Annotated in this window: 13 protein-coding genes; 11 read left to right on the top strand and 2 right to left on the bottom strand. The window is 34.8% G+C overall.

Annotated features, from left to right (window positions below; genetic code table 11):
- Window positions 1–15: 15 nt before the first annotated feature.
- The 5 genes from ABH955_RS15250 to ABH955_RS15270 all read left to right on the top strand — a co-directional run bounded on the left by ABH955_RS15250 (window position 16) and on the right by ABH955_RS15270 (window position 4,648).
- Window positions 16–645, top strand: coding sequence for a sterol desaturase family protein (locus tag ABH955_RS15250; RefSeq protein WP_219301847.1), 630 nt, complete (start codon window positions 16–18; stop codon window positions 643–645).
- Between the two features lie 225 nt (window positions 646–870).
- Entirely contained in the window at window positions 871–1,212 is a 342-nt protein-coding gene (locus ABH955_RS15255; protein ID WP_404455994.1) for a DUF485 domain-containing protein, read from the top strand.
- Between the two features lie 2 nt (window positions 1,213–1,214).
- On the top strand, window positions 1,215–2,765 hold the full coding sequence (locus ABH955_RS15260) for a solute symporter family protein (protein ID WP_113937089.1): 1,551 nt from the start codon (window positions 1,215–1,217) through the stop codon (window positions 2,763–2,765).
- Window positions 2,766–2,954: 189 nt separating this feature from the next.
- The gene (locus ABH955_RS15265; protein WP_033732064.1) at window positions 2,955–4,304 is read left to right on the top strand and encodes an aspartate aminotransferase family protein; all 1,350 of its coding nucleotides are present in this window, start codon (window positions 2,955–2,957) and stop codon (window positions 4,302–4,304) included.
- A 65-nt stretch (window positions 4,305–4,369) separates the two neighbouring features.
- Window positions 4,370–4,648, top strand: a complete 279-nt coding sequence (locus ABH955_RS15270) for a DUF3986 family protein (RefSeq protein ID WP_404444724.1) — start codon at window positions 4,370–4,372, stop codon at window positions 4,646–4,648.
- A gap of 63 nt (window positions 4,649–4,711) precedes the next feature.
- Here ABH955_RS15270 and ABH955_RS15275 read toward each other — a convergent pair whose 3' ends face one another.
- Window positions 4,712–5,875, bottom strand: a complete 1,164-nt coding sequence (locus ABH955_RS15275) for a cation:proton antiporter (RefSeq protein WP_404491297.1) — start codon at window positions 5,873–5,875, stop codon at window positions 4,712–4,714.
- Window positions 5,876–6,143: 268 nt separating this feature from the next.
- On the opposite strand from ABH955_RS15275, the gene ABH955_RS15280 reads away from it, so the two are divergent.
- Both ABH955_RS15280 and ABH955_RS15285 read left to right on the top strand, forming a co-directional pair.
- Entirely contained in the window at window positions 6,144–6,974 is an 831-nt protein-coding gene (locus ABH955_RS15280) for a MerR family transcriptional regulator (RefSeq protein ID WP_002086530.1), read from the top strand.
- Between the two features lie 89 nt (window positions 6,975–7,063).
- Complete coding sequence (locus ABH955_RS15285; RefSeq protein WP_219303702.1) at window positions 7,064–8,419, top strand: MATE family efflux transporter; 1,356 nt, start codon at window positions 7,064–7,066, stop codon at window positions 8,417–8,419.
- A 37-nt stretch (window positions 8,420–8,456) separates the two neighbouring features.
- Here ABH955_RS15285 and ABH955_RS15290 read toward each other — a convergent pair whose 3' ends face one another.
- Complete coding sequence (locus ABH955_RS15290) at window positions 8,457–9,122, bottom strand: DUF421 domain-containing protein (RefSeq protein WP_219301895.1); 666 nt, start codon at window positions 9,120–9,122, stop codon at window positions 8,457–8,459.
- A gap of 160 nt (window positions 9,123–9,282) precedes the next feature.
- On the opposite strand from ABH955_RS15290, the gene ABH955_RS15295 reads away from it, so the two are divergent.
- From ABH955_RS15295 to ABH955_RS15310, 4 genes are all read left to right on the top strand, one after another.
- A complete protein-coding gene (locus ABH955_RS15295; protein ID WP_033708135.1) occupies window positions 9,283–9,861 on the top strand; it encodes a YdcF family protein in 579 nt (192 codons plus the stop codon).
- A gap of 147 nt (window positions 9,862–10,008) precedes the next feature.
- Window positions 10,009–10,326 carry a magnetosome magnetite crystal formation protein family gene (locus ABH955_RS15300; protein WP_002064599.1) on the top strand — a complete coding sequence of 106 codons (318 nt, stop codon included), beginning with the start codon at window positions 10,009–10,011 and terminating at the stop codon, window positions 10,324–10,326.
- A gap of 189 nt (window positions 10,327–10,515) precedes the next feature.
- Entirely contained in the window at window positions 10,516–11,250 is a 735-nt protein-coding gene (gene nfsA / locus ABH955_RS15305) for an oxygen-insensitive NADPH nitroreductase (RefSeq protein ID WP_404491299.1), read from the top strand.
- Between the two features lie 86 nt (window positions 11,251–11,336).
- On the top strand, window positions 11,337–11,921 hold the full coding sequence (locus ABH955_RS15310) for a type 1 glutamine amidotransferase family protein (RefSeq protein WP_404444717.1): 585 nt from the start codon (window positions 11,337–11,339) through the stop codon (window positions 11,919–11,921).
- Window positions 11,922–12,074 lie beyond the last annotated feature (153 nt).

Raw genomic sequence — 12,074 nt, forward strand, 5'->3', positions numbered from 1 at the left:
AAAGGGGGAAGAACGATGAAGAGAGTGGTAAAAGAGTTCTTTTTGCAACATGATATTGTTATTATGTATAGTATTTTATTAATTTTTATCATTATTTTAAAAATGCAATTTTTCACATGGATTGGTATGTTAGCGTGTATGTTTGGGATTGTTTTTTATACGTTTAACGAATATATGACACACCGTTTTTTATTCCATCTAAAGCCGCCTAAAAACGCATTTTTATTAAAAATGTTAAGAAGATTACATTATGATCATCACGTATATCCAGATGATTTAAAGCTTTTATTTTTGCCTGTATGGTTTAGTATACCTAGCTTTACTATATATTTACTTATAACGTATGGTATTACAAAAAGTGTTACTGTTACACTTTCATTCGGAATCGGAATGATTATCATGCTCCTCGTTTATGAATGGAAACATTATATTGCACATAAACCGATTCGTCCCTTCACTAAGTTTGGAAGATGGCTAAAAAAACAGCATATATTACACCATTATAAAAATGAAAAGTTTTGGTTTGGTGTTTCAAATCCAGTATTCGATTTTATATTTGGAACGCTTAAAGATGGAAAAGAAGTTGAATTAAGCGAAACAGCCCGTAATTTAGAAAAAGAGAAAAAGACAGAAGTGGTGCGATAAGCACTACTTTTTTTATCCCGATTGGTGTGGATTGAAGTACTCGAATTTTATGGTGAAAAAGTATATTAAAAACTTAGGGAAAAATGCCGAAAAATGTCTATCGAAAAATCTTTGCAGGAATGTACGGATTGTCTAAAATGAAAATAAGTTTCTGAATATTTATAAAATTTAGTTTTTAGGTATGCAAGGGGGAAGTGCATTTCAAGTAAGAGAGGGGACCAGAGAATGAAACGAGATGATACGTCAGCACGTAAGTTAAAAAATGAGGTGGATTATACAGAAGTTGTTCAGTCTGAAGAGTTTCAATTGTTATTAAATACGAAAAAGAAGTTTATCATTCCGATGAGTATTTTCTTTTTAAGTTTTTTTATAGCACTACCTATTTTAACATCCTATTCAAAGGTGCTTAATACACCGGCGTTTGGTGATGTGACATGGGCATGGGTATTTGCTTTTGCGCAATTTATTATGACATGGTCATTATGTATGATTTACAGCAAGAAAGCCGAATCCTTTGATCAAATTTCGCAAAAAATTCTGCAAGATATGCAAAAAGGGAGGGGCTGAATTTGAATACTACTGCGTTTGCACTATTTTTAATTATTGTCCTTGGTACGCTCGTTATCACGTATTTCGCATCGAAAAAAACGAAAAATGCGAGTGAATTTTATACGGCTGGAGGGGGATTAACTGGCTGGCAAAATGGTCTGGCTATTGCTGGGGATTACATGTCTGCTGCGTCATTTCTTGGTATAGCCGGAGCGATAGCGTTAACTGGGTTTGATGGGTTCTTTTATAGTATCGGCTTTTTAGTTGCTTATTTAGTTGTTCTATATCTTGTCGCAGAACCGCTTAGAAATTTAGGGAAGTACACGTTAGCGGATATGATTGCGGCACGTTTTGATGCGAAAAAAGTTCGTGGTATAGCAGCGCTTAATACGATGACGATTTCAATTTTTTATATGATTGCACAATTAGTTGGTGCGGGTGCACTTATTAAACTATTATTAGGTATTGAATATACAACATCTGTATTAATCGTAGGTACACTTATGACTGTGTATGTTATTTTTGGAGGAATGACAGCTACGAGCTGGGTTCAAATTGTAAAGGCTGTACTACTTATGGCAGGGACATTTATTATTTCTGTTATCGTTTTCTCCAAATTTAATTTCAGTGTGACTGAAATGTTCGCTCACATGAAAACAGCTACTCCATTAAAAGATTCGTTTTTAAATCCAGGAGTAAAGTATAAGGATGGTCTTGATACACTTTCTTTAAATTTAGGACTAGTCCTTGGTACAGCGGGATTACCACATATTCTTGTCCGCTTTTTTACAGTACGTGATGCAAAAACTGCACGTCAATCTGTTGTATATGCGACGTGGTTAATTGGCGCGTTTTATATTATGACAATTTTCTTAGGGTTTGGAGCAGCAGCGTTTGTAGGAAATGAGGCGATTATTAAAGCAAACCCTGCTGGTAATATGGCAGCACCTTTATTAGCAAAAGCATTAGGCGGAGATTTCTTATTTGCTTTCGTATCAGCAATTGCTTTTGCAACTATTTTAGCTGTAGTAGCAGGGCTTGTGTTAACAGCAGCATCAGCATTCGCGCATGATTTTTATAATGAGATTATTCGTAAAGGAAAATCAACGGAAAAAGAGCAAGTGTCAATGGCGCGTTATGCGTCTATTGGGGTGGCGATAGTATCTATTATACTTGCTTTATTTGCTCAAACATTAAACGTAGCATTTTTAGTATCACTAGCATTTGCAGTTGCAGCGAGTGCAAACTTACCGGTTATATTATTTACAATCTATTGGAAGCGTTTTAATACAACAGGAGCAATTTCTGGTATGATTGTTGGTCTTGTATCAGCGATTGTTCTCGTAGCGTTAAGTCCAAACGTTTGGAACCCAGTAGCTGGAAAAGCTATATTTGTTGGGGAAGCGATTTTCCCATATACGACACCTGGAATTATTTCAATTCCGCTTGGATTCCTTGCAGCATATTTAGGGACAGTTTTATCTAGTAAGAAAGAAGATGCAGCGAAATTTGATGAAATTCTTGTGAAATCTAATACTGGTCATGGTATTAGCGATGCGTCTTCACATTAAAAAAGAGGGGCTTTTCGATATATAAGAAAAGCTCCTTTTTCTTTTGTCATTTTATTGTAAATAATACTGCTTTGTAAGTAGGATTTGTCTTAATTTTGTGGAATGAAAATAGGCAGGGAGAAATTTAACTCATCATGGTACCAGCGCAGCTTTGTGAAAAATAAGTTGTTATGGAAGGTGGAAGAAATGATGAAGACAAAACAAACCGATGAATTATTAGCAAAAGATGAGCAATATGTGTGGCACGGAATGCGTCCCTTTAGCCCGAGTAGTACAATGGTAGGGGCGAAAGCAGAAGGGTGCTGGGTTGAAGATATACAGGGGAAAAGATACTTAGACGGTATGAGTGGCCTTTGGTGTGTAAATAGTGGGTATGGAAGAAAAGAGCTCGCAGAGGCAGCTTATAAGCAATTGCAAACATTATCATATTTTCCGATGTCACAATCACATGAACCAGCAATTAAGCTCGCTGAAAAGTTAAACGAGTGGCTTGGTGGAGAGTATGTTATTTTCTTCTCTAATAGTGGATCAGAAGCGAATGAAACCGCTTTTAAAATAGCAAGACAATATTATGCTCAAAAAGGTGAACCTCATCGTTACAAATTTATGTCACGTTATCGTGGTTATCACGGAAACACAATGGCGACGATGGCAGCGACTGGACAAGCACAGCGTAGATACCAATATGAGCCATTCGCTTCAGGTTTTTTACATGTAACGCCTCCAGATTGTTACCGCATGCCAGAAATGGAATCACAAAATATTTATGATGTAGAATGCGTAAAAGAAGTAGATCGTGTTATGACATGGGAATTAAGTGAAACGATAGCAGCATTTATTATGGAGCCAATTATTACAGGCGGAGGTATTTTAATGCCACCACAAGACTATATGAAAGCAATTCACGAAACATGTCAAAAACACGGAGCACTACTTATAAGTGATGAAGTTATTTGTGGTTTCGGGCGTACAGGAAAAGCATTTGGGTTTATGAACTATGACGTTAAGCCTGATATCGTTACGATGGCAAAAGGTATTACGAGCGCATATTTACCATTATCAGCAACAGCTGTAAAAAAAGAAATTTATGAGGCATTTAAAGGAACAGGAGAATATGAATTCTTCCGTCATATTAATACATTTGGTGGAAATCCAGCGGCTTGTGCATTAGCACTTAAAAACTTAGAGATTATGGAAAATGAAAATTTAATTGAGCGCTCTGCACAAATGGGTTCACTTTTATTAAATCAATTAAAAGAAGAAATTGGGGCACATCCGCTTGTTGGAAATATTAGAGGGAAAGGGCTATTAGTTGGAATCGAACTAGTAAATGATAAAGCGACGAAAGAACCAATTGATAATGACAAAATTGCAAGTGTTGTAAATGCTTGTAAAGAAAAAGGGCTCATTATCGGACGCAACGGTATGACAACAGCAGGGTATAATAACGTATTAACATTAGCACCGCCGCTCGTTATTTCAGGTGAAGAAATTGCTTTTATTGTCGGAACGTTGAAGACAGCGATGGAACGTATTTAATAAATAGAACGAGAGGAGCGAGCTGTAATATAAGGCTCGCTTTTGTTTATTAGGAGGAGCTTTTAATGGAGAAATATGATCCTAACAAACATTATCACATCGGATATTATGAAGATGGTTATGATTTAGAAGTGACAGCGTACAAAAGAATAAATGAGGCAGTTTGGGATGCATATATTCCAGAATATGAAGCAGGGAGTCTTTATGAGAAAGTAAGTGAAATGAAGCTAGGTGAATATATAGATGATTACGGCATTAAAGTCTATTCATTTCGTGATGATATCGATGATGAAGAAGCACGCTCCATTTTTGAAAAATGGTTAAAAATGAATGGAATTGTTTAAAGAGAAAATGAAAAAGGAGATTGCTATCTTTTAAGATAGCAATCTCCTTTTATTATAGTAAACTTATTTACTTGCTTTCATTGCTTTATCTTTTGCACCAAAAGTGTATTTTAACATTGGTGGTGTAATCATCGTTGTTAAAATAACTACGATAACGATTGCTGTAAAGTAATCTTGTGCTAATAGGCCAGAAGAAAGTCCTGTTCCTGCGATGATAAGTGCAACTTCACCACGAGAAACCATACCAGCACCGATAATTGCAGAAGACTTTGCATCAAATCCAGTGATTCGTGCACCGAATCCACAACCGATTAGTTTTGTGAATACAGCGATAACTGTTAATGCTAAGATGAACCAAATTTGATCGCCAATACCGTCAAATGTAATATTCATACCGATACTAACAAAGAATACTGGAACGAACATAGCGTAAGCAATTGGTTCTACTTTCTTTTCTACTTCATGTTTGTAGTTCGTTTGAGAAATAGCGATACCAGCTGCGAAAGCACCGATAATACCAGCAATTCCTAATAGTTCGCCGAAGTATGCGAATGAGAAACAGATGATAAGCGCAGCACTAACGATAGACTCAGATACGCGAAGTGGTGATAACCAACGCATGATTGCTGGAACACCTTTCCAGCCAATTAAAATGATAGAAGCAAAGAATACTACTTTCTTCAAGATAATCATTGTTAAGTTAACGTCATCTGTGCCTAAGAAGCTCATTGCAAATGCTAATAAAATAACAACAAGAATGTCATCAAATACAGCGGCTCCAAGCATCGTCGTACTTTCACGTGTTTTCATTTTACCTAAATCACGAAGTGTTTGAACGGAAATACTAACACTTGTTGCACATAGAAGTAATCCTAAAAAGACAGCATTCCCTTGTTCCATACCGACAACAAGGCCGGCAACGTAACCACCTACGAATGGAAGAACGATACCTCCAAGTGCAACAGCTAAAGAAGAATTACGATTTGCGTTTAATTCTTCTAAGTCTGTTTCAAGTCCTGCCATAAACATTAAAAGAATAACTCCGACATTACTTAATTGTGTTAGAAGATCTGAATTTTCAATCCATCCGAATATAGCTGGACCGATAACGATACCAACAATTAATTTACCGAGTACAGAAGGTTGACCTAATCTAACACTAAGGTCACCAGCAAGCTTTGTACTTAATAAGATAAGTGCAATTTGAAAGAAAAATTCGAATTCCATTTGATCCTCTCCTCATCATTTTTTATTTTTATCATACGATTTCTCGGAATTTGCCTAATGATAATATGTAAAGATCCATTAAACAAAGGGTCTATTTACGAGTTCTTTTGAACTTGTAATTTGAACCTGTAATTAATATATAATAAAATTTATTAAAAATCAATGAAAAAATAGCAGATTTTCATGAGAGGATTCGTTTTAGAAACGGGGGATATAGATATATAATAGGAAGTAATAAAGTTTACATATAATGAATGGAGAAAGAAAAATGTTATTAAATCAACGTTTTACAATTGGGGAAATGGCGAAAATGCATAATATAGCGGAATCTACATTACGTTATTATGATGAAAAAGGGATTTTTCATCCGTCAATTGTTGACCCTCAAACCAATTATCGTTATTACACAATTGATCAGTTTTCACTATTAGATACGATTAAATTTTTACGCCAATTGAACATCCCATTAAAGGAAATAAAGAAATATATTGATGAACGAAATCCATCTTATGCGCTGAATTTACTTGAAAAACAACAAGAAATGATGCTGAAAAAACAAAGAGAAATCGAGTATGCTTTGGCAAAAATGGAACATAAAATCCATTTAATGAAGAAAGCGACGAAATCTGAAGCAAATCAAATTATTTATAAAAAGATACCGAAACGAAAAATTACAGCAATTGCAGTTGCACCAAATACAACGGATGATATGTTTGAATATTATATCCATTCGTTGCAAAAAAATATGAAGCAAATTGATAATAGTTTATTTTCAGGTGATATCGGTGTAACAGTTTCAAAAAAAGCATTAATGCAAAATGAATTTCAAGCATATAACAGTGTGTTTATTTTATTGGATTACATGCCTTTTGAAGCGCATACTTCAGATGAAATAAAAGAAGGGATATTTGCCTGTTCTTATCACCATGGACCATATGAAGAAACAGACGCAACGTATACGGAATTATTAAAGCACATTGATAACGAAGGATATGAAGTGTGCGGAGATGCACTGGAACTTGCATTAATTGATTGGTCCGTAACAGAAAATCCGAAGGAGCAAGTAACGGAAATTCAAATACCTGTTGTTAAAAAATAGGCTTATATATTTTTCGATTCTCTATTGACCTTCAAGTAACTTGAAGGTTTAAACTGTGAACAGAGCATTGAAAAAGGAGCATTTATATGATGGAAACAACAGAAAAATTAAGAGAAAAACCAATTAAAAGTTTATTTATTACGTATTTAATACCAGCTGTTCTTGGGATGGTATTAATGTCGGTTAATATTGTGATTGATGCAGTCATGATTAGTAGAGGAGTTGGAGCGAACGGTTTAGCCGGAGTAAACGTAGCTATTCCAGCATTTTCAATTTTCTTCTCTATTTCATTATGGATTGGAATGGGCGGAGCAACGCTATATTCCATTGCACTAGGTGAAAATAAACTGGAAAGAGCAAGGTCTATCTTTACTCAATCTATGACAGTAGCAGTTGTTATCGTTGGCGTTTTAGCGGCTATTTGCTTATGGAGAATAGAAGATTTAGCATATTTATTTGGTGCGAATGAAGTGATTTTACCATACGCATTAGACTATTTACAGGTGTTATTAACATTTGGAATGATATACGTTTTAGAAAATATTTTAAGTACATTTATACGAAATGACGGAAATCCTAATTTAGCAATGGCAGGTCTTGTTGTAACGGCTGTATTAAATATAGTGTTCGACTATATTTTTATTTTCATCTTTGGATGGGGTGTAACTGGTGCTGCTTCAGCGACTATTCTTTCGGCAGCAATTGGTTTCCTTGTATTATTAACTCACTTCTTTAGAAAAAATAGTGTTTTAAAGTGGACGAAATTCCATTTTGAATGGGATACGGTTAAACAAATTATGGTGATCGGTTTCCCAAGCTTTACAGCAGAAAGTACAGTTGCAATCGTAACGATCGGTTTTAATATTGCGTTCGTTCAATATGCAGGAGAACTAGGTGTAGCTTCTTATGCGATGGTGAATAGTATTCATGCAATGACATTGCTATTATTCTTCGGTGTTGGTGCAGCGTTACAACCAATCGCTAGTTTCCATTACGGTGCAAATTTATCAGAAAGATTACGTGAAGGATTGCAGTTCGCTGTAAAAATTGCGGTAGTACTCGGAGGTATTGCAATTGTCATCGGTTTATTCTTCGGGAAATATATTATTGGTTTATTTGATGTTCAATCGCCAGAACTACTGGAGTTAACGTTAACAGGTATTAGTTTATTCTTTATTCAATATGTATTTTTAGGCTATAACATTGTATACGGAGAATACTTCCAATCAGTGCGACAAACGAAAAAATCAGTACTTATAATAATGAGCCGAGGTTTACTATTTGTTATCCCATTGTTATGGATTATGCCAAAAGTATTTGGTATAACTGGAATTTGGCTCGTTATGCCAGTAGCGGAAGTATTGACAGCAATTATCGTATTTACGATGAATCGCATGAAACATCCTGTTCCGTTAAACATGGCGAGAGAGAAGGAAGCAATATAGTGAAGAAAATCCCCTTGAACAAGTTAAGGGGATTTTTTTATTCTTTTAAACTAATCGCAAAAGATCCATCTGTCTCCTGAACAGAAGCGAAAGCCACATTTTTAATATTTGTAACGCCTTTCTCCATTAACTCTGCATGTAACCACTTTTCATTTTTATGGATTAATTTTAAGTTATCGTATTGAATTTGTGAATCAACGATAAGAGCAATTGGTAAGCCTGCATACTTAACATCTATATTCATATCTTTTGGAGTCAGAGGCACAAGTTCTCTTTTTGGTAAAATACTAATAGCTCCATTCGCTTCTAATATCGCATACTCAATTTCATGAACACTTGGATATCCTGCGACGCGAAGGTTAGAAAGCAATTCAGGGATCGGATATCTACTTTTTTGTAAGTTCTCAAAAATAATATCACCATGTTTAATTAAAATAATGGGGTGTCCGAGAATAAAACGATTTAGTTTGTTGAGTAGGCTTAATTTTGTAAGAAGCAAATGCAAACATGTAATAACGACCATACCGAGAAATGCTTGTAAAGCACCAGCGACTGGTATGGCTTGAAAAGCTAAATAGGATAAAAAGATAATAGCCCCAAAATCATGAGGAGTTAGTTGTGCTAATGCAGATTTACCAAGTAGCTTAAGTGATAGTAAAAATAAGATAAAAAAGAATGATACGTTACATAAAAAGAGAAGCAATAGGGACACTCCTTCGTGCGAAGTTGTACTTACTATTCCCGAAATTAATAGAAATATTACCTTTTGGAGGATAAATTAGGGTTAATTGGAATTTGTCTGTATACAAACGAATAAATGGATATTATGATGAAGGAAGTAAAGGAAATAGGGGTATATGGATATGAGAAAGAAGAAAATAATCAAGTATATTTTAGTTGTTATAATGATTTGCGCCGTATATGCGGGTTTTTTACAATATAACATTTATAAGCATGGGCATATGAATGCAATTGATGATGCGGATTATATAATTGTACTAGGATCGAAAGTAAATGGAACAAAACCTTCTTATTCATTGCAATATCGTATTGATAAAGCAGCTGAGTATTTAAAATTACATGATAAAACAATTGCTATTGTATCTGGAGGCCAAGGAAAAGGTGAAGATATTACAGAAGCATTAGCGATGAAACAAGGATTAATGAAACAAAATATTGCAGAAGACCGCATTATAATGGAAGATAAGTCGACGAGCACAGATGAAAATATTAAATTCTCAAAACCTTTAATTCCAGCCAATATGAAAAAAGGTATGATCGTAACAAACGATTTCCATATGTTTAGAGCGAAAAAAATAGCTGCAAAACAAGGTTTGCAATTAGAAGGGCTTCCGGCCAAAACACCGAAGCCAATTATCATTCCATCGAATGTACGAGAATATTTAGCGATTACGCAATATTGGTTTATGAATCGAATATAGTGAAAGTAATCCCGCCCGAAATTTGAGGCGGGATTTATTTCGAGGGAAATCTTACAAAAATGTCATGTTCATGAAAGGTAAAGCGATAGTTTCTGGAAAGGTTTCCTGACATAATGAAGGTAACAAAAAACTTTAGAGGTGAATCGGATGAAAGGAAATAATATTTTATCTTCGTTATGTTACTTTAGTATCTTTTTTGCACCATTTTTACTACCAATTATCGTGTACTTCGTTGCGGAAGATGAAGTGAAATACCACGCAAAAAAAGCATTTTGGTCACATGTTTTCCCATACGCAATTTTATTTGGAGGATTAGCAGTGTCGGGCGTATACGGTTTAAGCTTCAATCAATCTGATGGTGCTGGAATTGGAATGATGATTACATATGCAGTGTTCATTCTTGTAGGGATTTATTACTTCATTTGGAATATCGTAAAAGGTATTAAAGTGTTGAAAGCAGCTTAACAAGCATTGCATAACAGCATATAAATTCGTCGTTATTTGCCAAAACGTCGAAATAATTTCATATACCGTATTAATAAACATTAAAAAAGAGCAATTCGAAAAGAATTGCTCTTTTTGTGCTTATAAGTTGTGAATAATGAAAAAGATATGGTAATTTTTCATTATGAAGAGAAAAAAGGAGTGATTTTCATGAATGAGATGATACATAAAATGGAGAAACACGTTTCAGTTCGTAAATATAAAGAAGAACCAATTTCAAAAGAGATAGTAGAAAGAATGGTGCAAGCTGCACAACATGCGGCTTCCTCACATTTTGTACAGGCGTATTCTCTTATATATGTAACAGATCAAGAACTCAAGGGTAAACTAGCTGAGTTATCCGGGAATCGTCACGTGAAAGACTGCGCAGCATTCTTTGTTTGTTGTGCAGACTTAAAGCGACTTGAAATGGCATGTGAAAAACATGGAACAGAGATTAAACATGAGGGAGTAGAGGACTTTATTGTAGCAACAGTAGATGCCTCATTATTTGCACAAAACTTAGCACTTGCAGTTGAATCTTTAGGATACGGTATTTGTTATATTGGCGGAATTCGTAATAACCCGAAAGAAGTGAGTGAATTGCTTCATTTACCGGATAAAGTATATCCGGTATTCGGAATGACAGTCGGAGTACCAGATGAAGAGCATGGAGTAAAACCACGATTACCGGTAGCAGCAATTCTTCATGAAAATGGATACGATGAAAAGAAATATGATGAATTATTAAACGAATATGATGAAACGATGAGTGCGTATTACAAGGAAAGATCGTCAAATCAAAAAAACGTAACATGGACAGAATCAATGAGTTCATTTATGTCCAAAGAGAAAAGAATGCATATGAAAGAGTTTTTAAATGAAAAAGGATTAAATAAGAAATAAGTAAAAAGGCAAACCTGTAATGCGGGTTTGTCTTTTTTGGAGGAGAAATGTGATTGTTTTCGAATAGGTATAGAGGAGGCGATAACATGAAGAAAGCTTTAATCTTTTTATTTGATGGATTTGCAGAATTTGAAGTGAATGTAGCGAGTTTATTTTTGATAAGTAAGGAATTCGAAATAATAACGGCAACAGTAGACGGAAAAACAGTTACAGGAGAGGGTGGTTTTTTGTGTCAACCACATGTCTCTATCGAGCATATTGAAGTAGCGGACTATGAAGTTTTTATCGTACCGGGAGGACATATTTTTGAGCATTTAGAAAATGAAAAGTTGTTATCTATCGTGAACGAATTACATAAGGAAAATAAATGGATAGCGGGTATTTGTGCAGGGACATCTTTACTACATGCAGCAGGAGTGCTTAATAAGAAGAAATTCTCAACATCATTAACATCAGATGAAAAACAATTAGCGCATTTACATGAATGGGAATATAAACAAAATAAAGATGTAACCGTTGATGGAAAAATCATAACAGCGGTAGGGTCTGCGTACGTTGAATTTGCCGCTGAAATAATGAAGCAGCTCAATTTATTTAACGAAGCTGAAGCGAAGGAGAACTTGCAATACTTTAAAAATGTAACAGAGCTTTGTGATAAAACGTTAGTTTAAGTGAATAGTTTGATTGTTAATACCTAAGTTCAGAATGTAGATACTACTTTCTGAACTTAGGTATTTTATTTGTTATCATATACATAGAAATAAAAATTAATAAATTTTTACAAAAGTGATAGAAAATGAGAATGAAATGCCAATAGTAAGTAA

It is taken from the genome of Bacillus sp. RC240, from assembly GCF_044907945.1.
Taxonomy (GTDB): domain Bacteria; phylum Bacillota; class Bacilli; order Bacillales; family Bacillaceae_G; genus Bacillus_A; species Bacillus_A mycoides.